The sequence below is a fragment of the Sporosarcina sp. ACRSL genome, assembly GCF_022346605.1.
Lineage (GTDB): Bacteria > Bacillota > Bacilli > Bacillales_A > Planococcaceae > Sporosarcina.
Window position 1 is genome coordinate 47,884 of sequence record NZ_JAKRNT010000012.1, and the last position, 19,335, is coordinate 67,218.

15 protein-coding genes and 1 pseudogene are annotated in these 19,335 nt (G+C 39.9%); 8 read left to right on the forward strand and 8 right to left on the reverse strand.

Annotation, left to right across the window (positions count from 1 at the left end; all coding sequences use genetic code 11):
• Positions 1-242 precede the first annotated feature (242 nt).
• Positions 243-953: a DUF421 domain-containing protein gene (locus MHZ92_RS17175; RefSeq protein WP_239432937.1), complete on the forward strand. Its 711-nt coding sequence runs from the start codon at positions 243-245 to the stop codon at positions 951-953.
• A 220-nt stretch (positions 954-1,173) separates the two neighbouring features.
• Here the strand turns inward: MHZ92_RS17175 and MHZ92_RS17180 are convergent, their stop codons facing one another.
• Positions 1,174-1,845, reverse strand: a complete 672-nt coding sequence (locus tag MHZ92_RS17180; protein ID WP_239432938.1) for a class I SAM-dependent methyltransferase — start codon at positions 1,843-1,845, stop codon at positions 1,174-1,176.
• Between the two features lie 368 nt (positions 1,846-2,213).
• On the opposite strand from MHZ92_RS17180, the gene MHZ92_RS17185 reads away from it, so the two are divergent.
• Positions 2,214-3,302 (forward strand): serine hydrolase domain-containing protein, encoded by a 1,089-nt coding sequence (locus tag MHZ92_RS17185; protein ID WP_239432939.1) that lies wholly within the window; start codon positions 2,214-2,216, stop codon positions 3,300-3,302.
• A 151-nt stretch (positions 3,303-3,453) separates the two neighbouring features.
• Here MHZ92_RS17185 and MHZ92_RS17190 read toward each other — a convergent pair whose 3' ends face one another.
• From MHZ92_RS17190 to MHZ92_RS17200, 3 genes are all read right to left on the reverse strand, one after another.
• Positions 3,454-3,759, reverse strand: coding sequence for an AzlD domain-containing protein (locus tag MHZ92_RS17190; protein WP_239432940.1), 306 nt, complete (start codon positions 3,757-3,759; stop codon positions 3,454-3,456).
• On the reverse strand, positions 3,752-4,465 hold the full coding sequence (locus MHZ92_RS17195; RefSeq protein WP_239432941.1) for an AzlC family ABC transporter permease: 714 nt from the start codon (positions 4,463-4,465) through the stop codon (positions 3,752-3,754). Before MHZ92_RS17195 ends, MHZ92_RS17190 begins: the two co-directional genes overlap by 8 nt.
• 353 nt (positions 4,466-4,818) lie before the next feature.
• A complete protein-coding gene (locus MHZ92_RS17200; protein ID WP_239432942.1) occupies positions 4,819-5,136 on the reverse strand; it encodes a hypothetical protein in 318 nt (105 codons plus the stop codon).
• A 66-nt stretch (positions 5,137-5,202) separates the two neighbouring features.
• On the opposite strand from MHZ92_RS17200, the pseudogene MHZ92_RS21655 reads away from it, so the two are divergent.
• Both MHZ92_RS21655 and MHZ92_RS17205 read left to right on the forward strand, forming a co-directional pair.
• Positions 5,203-5,426, forward strand: a pseudogene (locus MHZ92_RS21655) (IS5/IS1182 family transposase); the annotation flags it as partial.
• A gap of 106 nt (positions 5,427-5,532) precedes the next feature.
• The gene (locus MHZ92_RS17205; RefSeq protein WP_239432943.1) at positions 5,533-6,978 is read left to right on the forward strand and encodes an HD-GYP domain-containing protein; all 1,446 of its coding nucleotides are present in this window, start codon (positions 5,533-5,535) and stop codon (positions 6,976-6,978) included.
• 297 nt (positions 6,979-7,275) lie between these two features.
• On the opposite strand, the gene MHZ92_RS17210 is transcribed toward MHZ92_RS17205, so the two are convergent.
• Both MHZ92_RS17210 and MHZ92_RS17215 read right to left on the reverse strand, forming a co-directional pair.
• Positions 7,276-8,238 carry an aromatic acid exporter family protein gene (locus tag MHZ92_RS17210; RefSeq protein ID WP_239432944.1) on the reverse strand — a complete coding sequence of 321 codons (963 nt, stop codon included), beginning with the start codon at positions 8,236-8,238 and terminating at the stop codon, positions 7,276-7,278.
• A gap of 202 nt (positions 8,239-8,440) precedes the next feature.
• Complete coding sequence (locus MHZ92_RS17215) at positions 8,441-10,033, reverse strand: acetolactate synthase large subunit (protein WP_239432945.1); 1,593 nt, start codon at positions 10,031-10,033, stop codon at positions 8,441-8,443.
• Positions 10,034-10,890: 857 nt separating this feature from the next.
• On the opposite strand from MHZ92_RS17215, the gene MHZ92_RS17220 reads away from it, so the two are divergent.
• Together MHZ92_RS17220 and MHZ92_RS17225 are read left to right on the forward strand one after the other, a co-directional pair.
• Positions 10,891-13,356, forward strand: a complete 2,466-nt coding sequence (locus tag MHZ92_RS17220) for a beta-glucosidase (protein WP_239432946.1) — start codon at positions 10,891-10,893, stop codon at positions 13,354-13,356.
• Between the two features lie 189 nt (positions 13,357-13,545).
• Positions 13,546-15,159 carry a right-handed parallel beta-helix repeat-containing protein gene (locus MHZ92_RS17225; RefSeq protein ID WP_239432947.1) on the forward strand — a complete coding sequence of 538 codons (1,614 nt, stop codon included), beginning with the start codon at positions 13,546-13,548 and terminating at the stop codon, positions 15,157-15,159.
• Between the two features lie 94 nt (positions 15,160-15,253).
• On the opposite strand, the gene MHZ92_RS17230 is transcribed toward MHZ92_RS17225, so the two are convergent.
• Both MHZ92_RS17230 and exaC read right to left on the reverse strand, forming a co-directional pair.
• Positions 15,254-15,592: a DUF779 domain-containing protein gene (locus MHZ92_RS17230; RefSeq protein ID WP_239432948.1), complete on the reverse strand. Its 339-nt coding sequence runs from the start codon at positions 15,590-15,592 to the stop codon at positions 15,254-15,256.
• A 1-nt stretch (position 15,593) separates the two neighbouring features.
• Positions 15,594-17,114, reverse strand: a complete 1,521-nt coding sequence (exaC, locus tag MHZ92_RS17235; protein ID WP_239432949.1) for an acetaldehyde dehydrogenase ExaC — start codon at positions 17,112-17,114, stop codon at positions 15,594-15,596.
• A 937-nt stretch (positions 17,115-18,051) separates the two neighbouring features.
• Between exaC and MHZ92_RS17240 the strand changes: the two genes are divergently transcribed.
• On the forward strand, positions 18,052-18,696 hold the full coding sequence (locus tag MHZ92_RS17240) for a DedA family protein (RefSeq protein WP_370644776.1): 645 nt from the start codon (positions 18,052-18,054) through the stop codon (positions 18,694-18,696).
• Positions 18,697-18,850: 154 nt separating this feature from the next.
• The gene (locus tag MHZ92_RS17245) at positions 18,851-19,333 is read left to right on the forward strand and encodes a nucleoside deaminase (RefSeq protein WP_239432951.1); all 483 of its coding nucleotides are present in this window, start codon (positions 18,851-18,853) and stop codon (positions 19,331-19,333) included.
• Positions 19,334-19,335: the final 2 nt, after the last annotated feature.

Here is a 19,335-nt window from a genome sequence, read left to right on the forward strand (position 1 = left end):
TACGAAAAGTAAGTATGTGATTGTTCGTAAGGTAAGTTGAAGAATTTAATCTCATTCAAGTTCAAAGTAAATAAATTCCTTATAATAAGAAACAGCACCTTCCTATTTGATGGAGAGGTGCTGTTTAGTTTTTTGAATGCCTATATGGAGCATGTAATCATAAAAGTTCAACTAGTGGATGAATGTTTTGAGAAATTCAAGGACAAGATGTGACTAAGAATAGGTTTAATTGGGGTGAGAAAATGCCTGAATATATTGTAATAATTTTGAGGTCAATTGCTTCTTTTAGTTTGTTACTAATTGGAGCAAGAATATTAGGTAAACAAACGATCTCACAAATGACGCTGTTTGATTTTGTTGCAGCGATTTCGTTAGGAGCTATTGCAGCAAATTTGGCCTTTAATATTAAGATTAAGTTCCATCATGCAGTTATTGCATTAGCTATATATGTAGCTGTTATCTATCTGCTTGCTTTCATTTCATTAAAAAATAAAAAGGGAAGAAAACTCTTTGCCGGAGATCCTACGATTGTGATACAAAATGGAAAAATATTAGAAGGAAACATGAAAAGAATGCGTTATACATTAGATTATTTAAATCAACAACTAAGAGAAAAAGATGTGTTTAATATCGAAGAGGTTCTCTTTGCAATCGTTGAGACTAATGGGACACTAACAGTATTAAAAAAACCTCAATTTAGAAATGTCACAAGACAGGATTTGATGATTACAGTAATGCCTGAGAAGAAGTTACCTATTGAACTAATAATGGACGGAGAAATCATGAAGGAAAATTTAGAACAAAATAATATACAGTTGTCGTGGTTAGAATCGGAGTTACAAAAGAGAAATTTAACAAGTCGGAATGTTGTTTATGCAGTTATGGCTGCTAACGGTAATTTGTATATTGATAAATTTATGGATCATATTCATTCCCCAATTGATAAAGAATAGTTCTTGAGATGATAGGTTAAAGGATGCACGTTTATTAGGTAAAGGACTGTCGGAAGGAAGCTTTATTCCTTCTGACAGTCCTTTTTTCATTCTGTAGGGAGCGATATTCTCTATCAACATTTTCGAATAAGATAATCGAATACACTCAAGGATGCAGTTGCATCAGATCCTATAGAAATAATGATTTGCTTATACAAAACAACTTAAAGAATATCACATCTTATTTTGTACATGAATAGATTCTAAAGCCCAATTTTTCTTTATACTTCAATACGAGATCAAAATGTTTATCCATAATCTCATGAAGTTCAGGTTCAATATCATCTGAGTAAAGGAAATCAGGCTCTGAATCGATGGATGTATTTTTTTGTATACGAATATGTTCAAAACCTGCCTGCTTCAATAATGCAATCCAATCTTTTTCTGTAGTGAGGGAATTAAATCCATAAAATTGTTTGATTTCGTTTTCCTCTATGTCCTGTAGTTGCTGGTTAAGCGTTTGTTCAATTGCTATGAAACGACCGTCGTTCTTTAATAACCGAAAGATTTCTTTAAGGGCCCTTGGCTTATCTACAAAAGAAAGAACAGATTCGGAAGTAATAAAATCAAAATGATTATCCGGTAACGGAATTTCTTCTACGGAGCATTGAATAATTTTTACCGGTAATCGATTTTTTTTCAGTCTTTTTTCGGCTTTTGCAACCATTGTGGGATTGTTATCGATGCCAGTTACTTTTGCTCCATATCTGTTAGCCAAATAGGCAGCAGTTTGACCAGTACCACACCCTACATCTAAAATGTGAGAATTTCTGTTAATGTTCTCCCTCTTGAATATTTCCTTTGTCAGATTAATACCACCAGGGTGTGCCCCCCCAATACCGAGTTTAGACAAAAAATCTAGGTACTTGGAATTCTGAATTATGAACACCTTCTTTATTTATTTTGAAAGGTAAGAAATAGTAATGGCATTGCTTGAGAGTGGTTAGTGGGTACGGATATGTTTCTTGTATAATATGAAATTAACGAAATCTGGTTCTTGCAAGGTTATTAAAGAGAAATAGCTAGTAAAGTTAGCATAGGGAGTGTGTGGAATTCCTGATATGCCTGAGTATAGCTCAAGGGGGAATTTAAAACTTTAGTATTTAGAGTGAAAGTGGCCGTTGAATTTTTCAGAAGAATCGGCATTTACTCTTCTCCTATTAAGCAATATAATAAGAATGATTAAGGTGCATTAATTTATTGTTGAATGGGAGACGTCGAATGAAGAAGTTCTTTAAAATTATCTTTATTAGCTTGATCTCTATTGTCCTACTTGCAATTGTCCTACTTTTATTACTAGGACGAGACAATCATAAAGACCTCAGTGGAACACTACCTGAACAATTAGACCAATATCTCATAAAACAAGACTTCCAGGGCGTTGTTTTAGTTTCACGAGATAATGAGGAAGTATTCAAAAAAGGATACGGAATGGCAGGGGCAGATATTCCTAATACCCCGAGTACCCACTTTCAAATTGCATCACTATCAAAAACGTTTACTGCTATTGCAATTATGCAGTTAGTTGAGGAGCAGTTGTTATCAATAGATGAACCAATTAGTACATTTTTCCCGGAATACCCCAATGCAGATAATATTACAGTTGGCCAACTGCTTAGTCATAGTTCAGGAATCCCAGATTACCTTGGACCGGAGTTTAAATTTGACTTTAGTAAAGAATGGAAACCAGAGGATATTGTAAAAGTTACACAAGATGCTGAGCTGCTATTTACCCCAGGAGAGAGCTTTCAATATAGTAATACTGGTTACGTAATGTTAGGTATGATTATTGAGAAAGTTAGCGGCTTTACTTATGAAGAGTATATTGAAGAGCATATCTTTAAACCAAGTGGAATGGAGAATTCCATGTTCTCTTTAAAAGAAGGAGTCCCAGTAGCAATTGGGCATATTAAGGGTGAAAAAGGACCATTAATAAATAACACGGCCGCATTTGCTGCGGGAGACATTATCTCAACAGTAGAGGATCTAGCCCTTTTTTATCAGGCTATCAGTGATCATGTGCTTATTTCTGGTGAATCAGAAGATTTGATGGGAACGACTCATGCTAAGAAGTTTCCATCTCAATATGGTTATGGATGGTTCACTCAGGATGTTATGGGGTACGATGCCGTAGGACATTCTGGTGGATACCCGAGCGGTTTCCGTCACTATGTCACTCGTTTGCTAGATGAGGGAATTACGGTGATTGTGTTAAGCAACGAAATGACCATTAATTCAAAATCAATCAACCGGAACCTTACTTCCATTATGTTGCAGGAACCAATTTGGATTTGGGAAGAAAAATTTTAAAACGTATCTTACTTTGACGGGGACAGGTTACTTGGCTCGATTAGCCGAGAAACTTGTCCCTGTTGTTATTAGGTACCAGATCCTATGTAAAATACTTCTACCAACTAGCTAGGAGGAATCCTCTAAAAATCACTCTTTGTACTCTCTGCAGTCAATACAAAAACAGTTCTACTACAAAAACCGAAAAACAGGACAAAAGGGCAACACTTACTAAGCTAGCCCCTCTATAGGCGAAAATAATTGCAACAATAAAACCAACTAATGCTGACCAGGGAGATGCCGTCGCCTCTAAAATCGCCGGGAAAATCATCACCGCCAATGTCACATATGGAATATAGAATAAAAAAGATCGGATATAGACATTTTTAATTTCTTTTCTAATGAAGGTAAGCGGCAGAACCCTAATGAGATACGTCACAACTGCCATTACTAAGATATAAAAAATAACATTATTCATATGTATGCTCCTTTACCGGAAAGACAAACGCTGCGATACCTGCAATCAAAATCGTTAAAATGATAATTTTTACTCCGGATGAGATGGATTGTAGGATTGGCATCACGGCAAATGCGCAGCTTAGTACCATAGAAATAACAATCAATCCGGCAATGATTTTATTCCCTTTTGCTTGCGGGATAATAACAGCAAGCAGCATTCCGAACAGTGCAATACTTAATGCACTCATCAATCTGGGCGAAAGAACACTCCCAGAAATAACTCCGAATAGTGTACCCATTGCCCAGCCAGGTACCGCCACAATCATCACGCCATAAACGTAATAAGGGTTTAACTTTCCAGGTACCGAAACGGACACTCCGAATACTTCATCAGTGATCCCGTAAGACATGATGGAGCGATGGAAAAAGGACGTCTTTGGATCGATTTTTTGGGATAAAGCAAACGACATTAGAAAATATCTGGAGTTGATAATTAGCTGTGCGATAACAACTTCGGCGATTGCTGCTGAACTGGCAATAAGCGTAAGTCCGGCAAACTGTCCAGCGGATGTTAAATTAGTTACGGACATCAATACCGCTTCAAACGGGTTTAGCCCGGCTTGCTTAGCAAGAATCCCAAAGGTAAACGCAACCGCAAAATAACCCATTGCAATGGGAATGCCATTCTTGACCCCGCTTTTCCATGCTCTTATTTTTGTATTCAATTTCCTCTCCCCCAATGATGCTGTTATGAAAGGCTGATTTTATCAGAACCATATCTATATGAATTGATTCATGTAGCGCCTTTCAGAATTAAAACGATTCTAGCATATGTATATAAATCAGTAAAATTAATAATTATATTTTTTGTATAAAATTATCTAATGATAGGTGTAGAACGTAATGGAACCGCCGTAAATAAGAAGAATAGAAGATAGGTTATGGGTCAAATTCTCTTTGATCTTCGATATTACCAAGGAGAACCGTATCATAAGTAAATGAAGATTTCACCTTTGTTTGGACAAAATAAAAGAACGATTATCTTATACTAAAGACAATCGTTCTTTAAACTATTTATTTACTCTTCTTCAGGGATTTCGTATTCTTGAATACCGTTTTTCTTGCTTCCGTTCTTGGCTGCTTTATCCAAATAATTACGGATAAAAATATCTTTATAACCTTCTTCACCCCAAATTGAAGGATTTACAAAGGCTCCTGGTATTACTTCTTTTCCTCCCTTATTAACCCATACTTCTTCCAGGCTTGTCACTGCACCTGCACCATCAGGTTTGTTAGCATTATAGCAATTATGAGCAAATCCTGATGAAGCAAAACTCCCAAAAAGCACAGACGTTAATAATATAGTTCGAGCACCACGAGGCAATTTTATTGCCATTCTCTTACCTCATTCCCATTTTATTTTAAACACTCTCTATATATATGTTGGTATTGGTATTATGGTATCGGGCTTGATAAACATTTCGCAGCAACTTGTGTTCGAGAAAATTCTTATCGCTACGTTTGTTTGATTCCAAATATCAAACATTAAATATATACGACCAAAAGAACGGAAGGACTGTGCGTTGACCAACCGAAATTCTTTGTCAAAAGTATACAAAGATCGCCACTGATTTTAGAAAATATACAGCACCAGCAACGAATTGTTTTAAGATTATAACCCTCCAACTGTCTATCAGTTTTTAGTAAAGTTAATATAATGTACGAGTTAACTAAATTTTTTGTATAATGGGGGGAGGTATTACAAACTTATGTAAACTTTGGGGGGAATAAATTGAAAAACTATAGTTTCATTGGACCTTTACTAGCAGTTGCCCTACCGTTTGCCATATTTGAATTTTTAAGAGTTGGGCTTTTTGATGATCCTTTATTTATAATGCCCAGAGGACACTTTTATATTGTAAGTGCAGTTTCTATATTATCTACAATAATTGCTATAGCTGTTGGGGTTGTTGGGAATAGACTAAGAAATATTAAGGTTAGCTTTTTAGCTTTATCCTTCATTTCTCTAGCTCTTGTATTTGCTTTACATGGTTTATCTACACCACACTTTTTGCTCCCTGAAACACATTTACCAGGTGTTGCCGCACAGTTAAGTATGTTCTTAGCCACTATATGGTTATGGTTATCTTCTTTACCTTCTGATCATAAACTTGTTGAAAAACTATCACAGCGACAGAGTATGCTTGTTCCTGGTTGGATAATAGTCTTAAGTATTTTTGGTATAGTATCAATGAGTTTTCCAAATATAATGCATTTCATTCCACTAAATGTAAAACCTCTTAATTGGTTTGTAACTGCTATCGTCTTACTACTAAATATAATTACTATTACTCGATATTATCAAAGTTATAGATTTTCACGGTTCCCCCTTCAGCTATCGATTGTCTATAGTGCAGGCTGGTTTATTGTATCCCAGCTTATTATGGTTTTGGGAGAGATATGGAGACTAAGTTGGTGGATGTATCATTTTCTATTATTAGCATCAATGATTGTTATGCTTATTGGGTTAATTAAGCAGTATGTAGTGAGGCGGAGTTTTGTAGGTGCTATCCGTGCATTATTTACGAACGATCCATTTGAAAGAATTACAAATAGTGCTTCGCCAAGTGTCAAAGCTCTAGTAATTACTACAGAAAAAAAAGATACATATACAATGGGCCATACTTTTAGAGTAACCATGTATGCATTGAAACTAGGAGAAGAACTCAAGTTAAAACCAGAGCAACTAAAGGCAATAGCTCAAGGAGCATTAGTTCATGATGTGGGGAAAATAAGTATACCAGATTCGATTATTAACAAGCCCGGTAAACTATCTAGTGAGGAAAGAGAAATTATAGAGACACATCCAGTGAATGGTTACGAAATGTGTAGAAACCTTGGTTTCATGAAAGAGGAGCTCAGTATCGTCCGTTCTCATCATGAAAAATGGGATGGTAGCGGTTATCCAGACAAGCTTCAAGGGGAAGAAATAACGCTTTTAGCTAGAATAGTAGCTGTTGCGGATGTATACGATGCACTTACTTCTGAGAGATCCTATCGAAAAGCATGGACCCATAACGAAGCTGTAAAGTTTTTATTTGAGCAAAAAGGCATTCACTTTGACCCTAAATGTGTAGATGCATGGGTTAACTTGTGTGAACGTAACCCAACTGTTTATCAAATTCCATCTAGTACAATAAATAATGATACTACTGGTACATTGATTTCTTCATTTTAGATTTTTGTGCCATTTGTAAAAAAAAATGGAGTAGATTGTTCTGAGATGATGAAAGAGATTGTACAAACCTTTTAATTAACTTATACATTACAGAGAACCGTACCAAAAATAAGTGATGTGTTTTAAAAAGAATATTTTGCATTAGCAAATCATGCAACTGACAATTCATAATGAATTTCTTGCTTCGATAACATACTCAATATTGGGTATTTCAGAAAAAACGGGGACAGGTCGCTTGGCTCGATAAGCCGAGGAACTTGTCCCTGTTGTTATTTCCATAATGGGTAGACTCGATCGTTAAAGTTTACTTCGATTAAAAATATCTTTCTTAATAATTAAGTAGTTCTTAATCGCGAAGTTTAAATAAAACAGATTTGCCCTAATTTCAAATTCTTCTCTTGTCTTCGGTAATTCTGTTTCCCGTATGGACTCTTCATATTCCTCTAAATGTTGTAATGCAATGGTTGTATCTCCTGAATTAACATGCTGACTAATATTCAAAAATATGTTAGCGAGCATTCCTCTCTGTGTAACATGTAACTCCGATGAAGAAACAATGCTTAGGATCTCTTCCATCTGTTTGAGGATTTCCAATTGATCCTCTCGCATTTCGAGATAGTAATAATCCTTATTTTCTTTTCGTAACAGATGGTTTTCTACATCTTGTATAACAACATTCTTAGCTTGATTTAGGATGTTTTCTACTTCAACTAATTCTTTTCTGTTCCAGTTACGCTCACTGTCCTTTAAAAGTGATGAGAACTCGTAAAGAATAATGCTGAATTTATTTTCAATTTCAGCTTTGTATTTTTCAATTTCTTTCTTAAAGCTTGGCATAATGCTGTTCACCAGTAAGGCAATTCCAATACCGATGAAAATAATATAGAGTTCGTTTAATATGTTTTCCAGGCTTACTTCCTTCACTGTATAGATATGTAAAACTATAACGATGCTTGTGACAAACCCTTCCTGAATGCGTCCTTTTATAAGAATTGGAACAAAAAATAAAATAAATAGAGTTAAGACAAGCGGATTATACCCGAATAACTCAAAAAACAATGAACCGAGAAGTAAAGATAAAAGAGATGCGAAGAACTTTTTCTGAATGGAATGTAATGTCCTTTTCTTTGTCTTCTCAATACACATAATGACGATAATGGCTGCAAACGATGCAAACTCCAAATCGAGTAAAGTAGCAATCCAAATTGCTAACCCAGCCCCGATGGCAGTCTTAATTGTCCGATATCCCATTCCAACCATAAGCAAGCACCAACCTATTGTTTCCTATATTTTCATTAAACCTGTAGATAGTAATTCTAACAGAAATTCATGGGGACCTGAAAGCGACAGGTACCCTAGTAGCCAGCACGGGAGACCGTACCATAAATAGCGGCGATTTTAACATAAGGGTAGGTGTTCTTTTGCCGAGAGGTGGAACACCTACCATTGCTTTCTTTGTATGCTATAGATCCCTTCCCATTTGCATGTCTATCAGTGTAATTTCATTGTTTTGTTCTAAAGCGTTTTTCAATACTTGTTCAAACTCATTCAATTGTTTGGGTCTAACTCCTTTTATTCCAAAGCTTTCAGCAAGCTGTACGAAGTCAGGGTTTCCGAATGCTGTACCATAGCTATTACTGAATTTCTCTTGCATCATTTGCTCCTCTAATTTTAACGTTGAATTATTTAGTACAATAATGATAAATGACAGGCCAAGTCGTTTGGCAGTCTCTAATTCAGAAATATTCATTAAAGCCCCTCCATCCCCAGTAATACAAATAACTGGAGCGTCAGGGCAAGCTAATTTAGCACCAATAGAACCGGGTAACGCAATACCCATTGAAGCAAATCCATTTGAAATGATGAGTCGACCAGCCTGTTTTGATTGATAGGTACGGGCAATGGACAACTTGTGGGCACCTACATCAGAAATAACGATGGTCTTTTCAGTGGTATTTGCTTCAATAACCGTTAAGATATTCTCAATAGTAAGTGATAGATCTTTCACAGCTACATCAATTTGATAAGCGGCCTTAATCTGTTCCTTTATATTTCCAATTGGAACCCATGGTTTGGATGGTATATCCAGTTCATTCAGATCTTGAAAAATCCCATTCAAATCACCAACCAACTCTCCCTTTACGGGGTAATGTTCGTCCATTTCTGCAGGCAGTGTGTCGATATGCAAAATGGGGTGCATCTTTTTATTCCAATCCTTAGGCGGACTTTCGACAAAATCAAAACCAACGACAATTAATAAATCAGCTTGCTCTATTATTGGTAGTACTTCATCATTCTTTTTAAACCCAAATGTAAAATAATTTAGCTGATGTTTTTTGGATAAAATTCCTTTTGCCATAATGCTATGAATAACAGGTGATTGTAGGTTCTCTACAAACGTCAGGAGCCCAGACATAGCTTTTTGCCTGATAACCCCGTTTCCCACTATGACAAGTGGCTTTTGACTCTGGCCTATTAAAGTACGAGCATCCTCTAGAGCTTGTGAAATAGGAGTACTTTTAGGAATAGGCAATACTGACAATGGCTGGGTTAGAGCGATTTGTGATGCGATGTTCTCTGGTAATTCAATTAAAACAGCACCTGGCTTTTCCATTTGTGCTAATCTAAATGCCTTACGAATGATTTTGGGTATAGTTTGCGAATCTTTAATTTGAACGGTCCACTTGGTAGCAGGTTCAAATATTTTAACTATGTCTAAATATTGATGTGATTCTTGATGTTGCCTTTCAAAGCTTGCTTGTCCTGTAATCGCTACAACCGGAGAATGGTCCAGATTTGCACTAGATATTCCGGTCAAAAGATTTGTCGCTCCGGGTCCTAAAGTTGCTAAGCAAACACCAACCCTATTTGTTAGTCTACCGTAAACATCTGCCATTAACGCTGCTCCTTGTTCATGACGAACATTAATGAACTGAATTTTTTTAGACTTAGACAATGAATCCATCAAATCAAGGGTTTCCTTTCCCATGATGCCAAAAATATAATCGACCCCTTCATTTTCCAAGCACTGCACAAGTAAATCTGTTGCTTTCATAATACTACGCCCCTCTACCAACTGTATTTTTCCTATTATCTCCTTAAATCATTAAAAAAATCGTCTGTACTGATGGTGCGGTGAACCGTACCACAAATAGTAGTAAAACAAGTTTTCACTTATTAGTACTAGTGACTATGTTACCGATTCCTTTCGCCGTCCCCCTTTAAAGGCAGTGAGTTTTTCAGGAGAAGACGGTGAAATCATCGTTTGATGAGTTGATAGATGAATATGATGGGGCTAGCCTTTTGGAAGATAGGGGAATCGTAATTCGGATATTGGGCCATTCTGCACAAAGTTTACAAAAGCTCCTAAAAACCTGTTGGGATTATTTTCGATTCGAACTTTTTCACTTACAGCCAATGGATGTATTGAAATAAAAGATTTCACATTATTACTATAATCGGTAGTCTAACAAGTTCGACAGTAAGCGTTTCAAATTTAAACCTAAATACTAAGGCAGCTAATTGGCTGGTGTGAAGACGGTATTGAACCGGGCTCATACTAGCCTATTCATTTCATGTCTCCTCCTTTAGAATATCAATTGGATAATAAAATATTATTTTATAAATAATTATTTGACATATAGAAGTTGTTTCATTCAATACCAATATATATTAAAAAAGAATTATTATTTTATAGTACGATTTTATATTTAATTCAATTAACATTGATTATTAAAGAGTTTATACGATTTAGTAGTTATTAAAACATTATTAATACAGTTCTTTTTTGTTACAGTTATGTAATATATTGTACATGCCTATGTAATGTATTTATATTATACTAAGAAAGTTAGTTAGAGTGAATTCTCTATACTAATATAATTTAAATTCTATGAAGGAGTGAGAATACAGTTGAAGAAACGCATTACTTTAATTTTCATGACAGCAATAATGTTTGTGTCTTCATTAGTAATTCCTGCCAATGCAATGGCTGTTGGCACGGAAGGGGATAAACCCTGGATGAACAAGCGGTTATCTGCTGAAGAACGTACCGAGCTTCTTCTTGATGCGATGACGATGGAACAGAAGATCCAGCAAATCGCTATCTCGCGTTTCAATGAGAATGACAAAGGTGAGCCGGTTGTCATCAAAAAGGGCGGTACTAGCAAGTACCAGAACGGCGTATTCGCGCCTCAAGGCACCCTGCCTGGATGTGAGTGGCAAGACACAGGCCGCCAGATTCAAGGGATCGATGAACTGGGAATCCCTACAATCCGTATGACCAACGGTGGTACGGGCGTCAAAGGCGGATCATGTCACAATGACCCAATGGCGACTGGGCTTCCGTCTACCCCGGGGTTGGCTGCGACATTCGACCGCGAGCTAAACTATGAGGCTGGCCGAATCCTTGGTGAGGAGACACGAGCTTTCGCGCATCACGTGTTCCTCGGACCAGGTATGAACCTAATTCGTCACCCGTACGGTGGCCGTAACTATGAGTACTTCAGTGAGGACCCGTATTTGACAGGTGTCCTTGCGACCGAGCAAACAAAGGGTATCCAGGATCAAGGAGTCCAGGTACAACTCAAGCACATGGCTGGAAACGAACAGGAAACTGAGCGATGGACGATGGGCGTACAAGTTCCATCACAGGCTATGAACGAGTTGTACATGCTTCCATTCGAAATGACCGTCAGAGATGCTGATCCAGCCTCCGTGATGTGTTCGTTCCCGGATGTTAACGGCACTTATGCATGTGACAGTACTGAATTACTTCAAGATGCCCTACGGAGAAACTGGGGCTTTGATGGTTACGTTATGAGTGACCGTCGCGCAGTACACGACACGGTTAAAGCCATCAAGGCGGGCATGAATGTCGAGCTTGACTGGGCACCACAGTACTACACTCAAGAAAAAATTCAAGAGGCACTCGACTCTGGTCAAGTGACAGAGGACGACATTGATAATCTACTTCGTCCACGTTACATTAAGATGATCGAGTTCGGCCACATGGATAAGCCTTACGATAAATTCATGCCGGAAATCGTTGATCCGATGGCTAACGGCGCTAGCGCACGGAAGATGGCTGAGGAAGGCTCCGTACTATTGAAAAACGACAACGACTTTTTGCCACTGAACGGTGAGCCAAAGTCGATTGCGTTGATCGGCATTGATACGTTCGCTGGTTCGGCAAAGATGTCCCCACGTTCTGTTCGTGACGACAATGACTATGTAGTGACTCCATATACGGTCACACCACAAGAAGGTTTAGAGAATGTTATCAAAGAATTGGGCTACAACACGAAAGTGACGTACAACAATGGCAGTGACCCGAAAGCTGCTGCCAAGTTAGCTGCTGAGTCTGATGTTGTACTTCTCATGATCGGCGACAACCCACATGAGACAGTGGACCGTGATACTCTTGGATTCCCAGCCTTGAACCTCGAATCAGGTGTGGCTGAGCAGGAGCCGGTGATCGACGCAGTTATGGAAGCTAACCCGGAGAATACTGTTGTGGTACTGAAGACTTCCGGTACGTCCATTATGCCGTGGTTGGATAAAGTACCTGCAGTTCTTCAAGCATGGTACCCAGGTATGGAGGATGGCAATGCCGTCGCTAACCTACTCTACGGTAAAGTCAATCCATCCGGTAAGCTTCCAATGACGTTTGGAGCTACTGAGCGTGAAGCAGCATTCGCGACTGAAGAACAGTACCCTGGAACTCGTCAAGATACAGGTAAAGTAGGTGGACCTGGCCCGTACGGTGACGGTAAATCACACCAACTAATTGCCAAGTACACAGAAGGTCTTGAAATGGGTTACCGTTGGTACGAGGCAAACAACGTGAAGCCGGTCTTCCCATTTGGATTTGGCTTGTCATACACGACTTTCGAATATGACAAACTTAAAGTGAAGAAGGTACAAGATAAAGGCTCATTGTCCGGTATTGACGTGTCCTTCACAATTACAAACACAGGTGACGTAGCCGGTAAAGAAGCGGCACAAGTCTACCTAACACTTCCTGATGAAGCAGGACAGCCAACTAAGCGTCTTGTCAACTTCGAGAAAGTATACCTTGAGCCTGGTGAGAGCGAGCGCGTGACTGTACGTATTAATCACGATGACTCTAACCACCCGTTCTCTTATTTCGTTCCGGCAGAACCGGACAACCTTGCGAACTGGGCAGACGGCGAGTGGGCAACAGCTAAAGGAAAATACCGCGTACATGTCGGTGGTTCTTCAGCAGACACTCCGTTAGAAAAGGATGTCCCTATGAACTTCAAACAGAGCAAGGACAAGAAGGACAACAAAGGCAAGGAAAAAGGAAACAAAGGAAATAATGGAAACAACGGAAATAAAGGCAATAACGGGAAGTAAGGAAACGACAACTCCCAACGTTAAAGCCATGGGATAACGTTGGCGACCCGTAAGAAGTCGCCAGGCATCCCGGATATCGTGAGCCCGTGGGCCTCGGCGTAAATCGCCGAGCTCGCGGGCTCATTGCTTTTCCGGGATGCCTCCACGGCCGAAAAAAGAAAAAAGATCCTAGAAAGGACGTGAAAAATAATGAAAAAATCTTTACAAAGCAGTAGGCGACGTCATGCGTATTTGTGGTGGTTGACCCTTTGCCTAGTTCTCCTCTTGACCGCATGCACCGTAGAGAAACCTGAGGGCCCGGTCGAGAGGGATAACACCATCGAGAAATCCGAGGAGCCTGTCAAGAAAGAGGACGCTGACAAGGAATCCGATAGGCCGGTCAAGAGAGATGACGCCGTGGACCCAACCGAACCGAAGCATGGCGACTGGGAGGTTCCCGGCTTGGTGGACCGGTCCGGCGCGCCGATTGAGGTTCCAAAGCCAGGTCCGGTTACTGGAAAGACATTGGATGTCACGGATTACGGGGCAGATCCGGATCCAGACTCACAAGACGATGCACCAGCCATCAGAGCGGCTTTGGATGCGGCTGAACCGGGTGACGAGGTCTTACTACCAGCTGGCACGTATGACCTGCGCTCTACTGATCCGGCAGACAAGTCCGCAAACATCGTATTACGAAGCGGCGTGGACTTGCGTGGCGAGGGCAAGGAGCGTACCGTGTTGCTGACTTCACTCGATGGCGAGGACGACAGCCGGGTGATCCGCGGGTCGGGCGTCAACGACATTATCGTTGCAGACTTCACCATTACCTCCCGTTATGAGGGTCCACTCGGCGACGACACCAAAGACGGCGATGCGGGTGGCGGTCCGATGTACGGGATTTATCTCGGAGCCCAAAAAGGACAGTCAAGCTCTCAGGTCTTGGTGGAGAACCTGAGCATCCGCAAATTCGAGCGACACGGAATTTCCGTTAAGGCTAGCCGGGAAGTGACCCTCTCTGGAAACCACGTCAGTGAGGCAACTAGCGTGGGCCCTGGCGGAAAGGGGTACGGCATCGCAATTGAGGGTTCAGCTAACCAGCACGACCCCGATGCCACCGACGATTCCCGGCACAACGTCGTCATTGGCAATACTTTCGATGGTAGGCACCTACGACACGCCATTCTTCTGCAGTTTCGCACGCACAACAATCTTGTTTCGGAGAATACCATCGTCGGTAGCCACCTAGACGCTATCGATCTACACGGCGAAGGTGAATACCTGAATGAGATTCGTGACAACACGGTCATCGGAGGCAAGCGGGCAGGCATTGCGCTGGGCAATTCCGGTGGGAACACGCATAAGCATGATGCCTCAGGCCCTGGAAACTGGGTGCACTCCAACAATTTAATTGGAAATCGTCAAGGAATTCTTGTCATCCTAGGAACTCCTGACACCCTCATCGAGGGCAACAGAATTACCGCCGGGGAGGATTCGAAGGTTGGCATTGAGATTCGCAATGCGCCGGGTACGAAGCTACTCAGTAACCACATCACCGGAGGGACTGACGGGTTCTGGGCTATCCGGCTTAATAAGGATCGCGGGGCTGACGGAAGGGGCAATGGAATCCCTTCAGACATTAAGATTGAATCTAATGTCATCCGACAGGCCGCCAACGGTATCAGAATCGATGCCGGGCAGAATCTCACACTAGTCGAAAATGTCATCGACGCTATAGACGGAACCGAGCTGAAGGTGTCCGAAGGAATCAAGGTGAGCCAGCACGACCAGCGATCCAGCTCCACCAAGGCACCGGGGGCATAGAGGTAACGCCCAAACATGGCAGACCATAAATTTAATAAAGAAACCCTTCGCTCCGATTACAAATAGAGCGAAGGGTTTCTTAACTTGTTATAGATTAAATATTTGACGATTCAAGCTTACTAGAACGAATGATGAAGGACTTATCTTCCGCACTTTCGAGTGAAAAAGAATTCCCTATTCCATCTATCACATCAATGATAATCTGCAAATGCTGCCAGTAAGAAAAGTTTGAGCTATGCATATAGTACGGTACGCCCATAACTTCTCCTATTTGCTTATCTTGGCTGCCAAGATAGAAGTCACCTTCTGTCATACAGATTGGTGAAGTCCCGTCACAGCAACCTTCTGAATGAACAAATATGAGTTTCCCGTGCTGTTCCTGCAATCGCTTGATCAGACATTGAGCTGCTTCTGTCGCAATAACTTTTTCCATTTTAGAAAAAGCCCATAGATCCTTTATTGTATCCAACTAATAGAGCTTTCGTTTGTTGATAGTGAGCAAGCATCATTAAGTGGTTCTCACGACCGATACCGGATTGTTTGTAACCGCCAAATGCAGCATGTGCTGGGTATTGGTGATATGTGTTTGTCCATACACGTCCAGCTTGGATTGCGCGACCTGCACGGTAGGCAATCTCACCACTACGGGACCATACACCAGCACCTAAGCCGTATACTGTATCGTTTGCGATTTCGATTGCTTCGTCAAAATCTTTGAATGTTGTTACAGATAGAACAGGGCCAAAGATTTCTTCTTGGAAGATACGCATTTTGTTGTCGCCTTTGAAAATAGTTGGCGCAACATAGTAACCTTCAGCTTGGTCGCCTTCTAATTTATTTTGGTGACCACCAATTAGTAATTCAGCACCTTCTTCTTTACCGATTTTGATATAAGAAAGGATTTTATCTAGTTGTTGTTTAGAAGCTTGTGCACCCATCATTGTTTCAGTATCTAGTGGGTTACCAATCTTAATAGCTTTCACACGTTCCATTACTTTTTCCATGAATTTATCGTAAATAGATTCATGTACTAAAGCACGTGAAGGAGCTGTACAAATTTCACCTGAGTTAAGAGCGAATAATACGAAGCCTTCAATTGCTTTATCTAAATACTCATCATCTGCATCCATTACGTCCGGGAAGAAGATGTTTGGTGATTTTCCGCCAAGCTCTAACGTGACAGGTATGATGTTTTCAGTTGCATATTGCATAATTGAGCGACCTACTGCAGTTGAACCAGTGAACGCAATTTTCGCGATTCGTGGGTTTGTAGCAAGTGGTTTCCCAACTTCAAGACCAGTACCTTGAACGATGTTTAATACACCTTTTGGTAAAATATCTTGGATTAACTCGATTAATACAGACATAGAAGCTGGTGTTTGTTCAGCTGGTTTCATAACGATACAGTTACCCGCAGCTAGTGCAGGAGCAATTTTCCACGCGGCCATAAGAAGCGGGAAGTTCCAAGGAATAATTTGGCCAACTACACCTAGTGGTTCGTTGAAGTGATAGGCTACTGTATCCCCATCGATTTCACTAATGCCACCTTCTTGTGCACGAATAACACCTGCGAAATAACGGAAGTGATCCACTACTAAAGGCATATCAGCATTTAATGTTTCACGTACTGCTTTACCATTATCCCATGTTTCAGCAACAGCAATCATTTCTAAGTTTTCTTCGATACGATCTGCAATTTTATTTAAAATTTGTGAACGGTAAGCAACAGTCGTTTTTCCCCAAGCATCTTTAGCCGCATGTGCTGCATCAAGCGCTAATTCCACGTCTTCTGCTGTAGAGCGAGGTACAGAGGTAAATACTTGACCTGTCACTGGAGAAATTACGTCCAGGTATTGCCCTTTTACAGGTGCCACCCATTCCCCACCAATAAAGTTTTGATATTGTTTCTTGAAATTGACTAAAGCACCTTCAGTATTCGGATTTGCGTATATCATTGTATAGCCCCCTAATATAGTGAATTTGTACTTTCATAGCAGCATTGTCACATTTTCGACAAAGTTTGCTATGAATGTATTATCTCGCGCTTTACTTTTTTAGTCAATTTAAGCGACTTATCTTGCTTTCAAGAGGTTAGGTGTTTACATTATTGTTATACAACTAAAAGTTGTATTAATACAGTCGGTATATGGTTTTATTTGAGTTTCTACTGAATCTCAATATACGTTCTTAATTACTTATTTATTTTAAATATAACGAATTTGCGTATTAAATAAAATACTAAAGGTTTTACATTAGTATTTCTATTCTCCATGCTAAATAAAAAAATCTCCTACTATATGTAGGAGAAATACAGACAGCAGGAATACATCATATTGAAGGTATCCTTTAATTTAGAGCCCTGCGAGCTTTAAACTATTCCATGACAGATAAATGCATACAACCATTAGAGCAAAGAAGAGGGCAGAAATCTTTGTGTTTTTCTTGAATTTGACTCCATACGTACAGAAAAAGATTGCCGCTGCTAATTTGGCACCGTTTGATAATAACCGTTGTTGAAACTGCTAAGAATAATTGAAATAAGCAAAGTTGTTAGGGTAAGTATTTTAAACCACAGAGTCAGTAAAGTAATATTTATACATAAATTTAATACGTTGCATAAAAGACAAATCCTTTCTAATTTAAAGCAGAGTCAGGTCTGTTTTAAATTAACTTAAATCGATTAGCTCCTTTGGTTAGGCCCTAAAACGTCGTGAATGGTAATAATATGCATAAATGAAGACTGATATCCCCAATGCACATAAATAAATACGGTTTATGAAAAAGACCACATAGAAATGATATGGACATGTATTGTGATTGCGTGGTTTTTATGTATTTTGTGGTAACATATGAAGATAAGCTTAAGAGAAAATGACGAAAGCGGGTACGGCTTTGACATTAATTCAAAATATCATTGATTTCATCCTACACATTGATGAACATCTCGTTGAGATTATCAAAAACTTTGGCGGATGGTCATATGGAATCCTATTTTTAATTGTATTTGTGGAAACGGGAATTGTGATTTTCCCTTTCTTACCGGGTGATTCCTTACTGTTTGCTAGTGGTGCGCTTGCAGCGGTGGGGGCATTTAACATTACTTTACTGTGCATTGTCTTTTTTATCGCAGCGGTACTTGGTGATACTGTAAATTATCATATCGGTAGGAAAGTAGGAACTACTATAACACCTGGAAGTCTGATAGGGAAATTGATTAACCAAGATAAAATGACGAAAGCTGAGGCCTTCTTTAATAAGCATGGTGGAAAAACAATTGTGATTGCCCGTTTTATGCCGTTTATCCGCACATTCATTCCTTTTGTTGCAGGGGCAAGCCGGATGAACTACCGTTATTTCTTGATTTATAATGTGGTTGGTGCCCTAATATGGGTGGGGATCTGTACGATTTTAGGCTATTACTTTGGCAATATTCCAATTGTCAAAGACAACTTTTCAACCGTTCTTTTAGGGATTATCTTCATTTCTGTATTGCCAGCTATTATTGGTATGGTTCGGGGGCAATTGAAGAAAGGATGACGGTTCTACCATATTAAAAGTCCAATTTCCGAAAAAGGAGATTGGACTTTTTATAGTATTCACGGAGAACTCTCTTCTATTTATTCGTAAAATACTTCTCGACGGCTCATAATAGTGTCGATGGAATAGAAATACAAATTAGGAGGATTCAATTATGATTAGTGATTCAGATTTGAAGCACCTGCGACGTTGTATTGAATTAGCAAAAACTGCGCTGGAAAAAGGTGACGAGCCATTTGGTTCTGTCCTTGTCTCGGCTAGTGGAGACGTGCTTGCGGAAGACCATAACCATGTTGCAGGCGGCGATCATACGCAACACCCTGAATTTGCTTTGGCGCGATGGGCGGCCTCGAACATGACGCCTGAAGAAAGAAGCAAGGCGACAGTATATACTTCTGGTGAACATTGTCCTATGTGTGCTGCAGCTCACGGGTGGGTTGGTTTAGGTCGAATCGTTTATGCAAGTTCATCCGAACAGCTGGCACAATGGTTGAATGAATTGGAGGTTACTCCATCGCGCGTTCGGAATCTTCCCATACAAGATGTTATTCGTGATACGACAATAGATGGCCCTGTTTCAGAACTAGCGGAGCAAGTTCGCCAACTCCATCGTCAGTTCTATTCAAGCAGACGATGAAC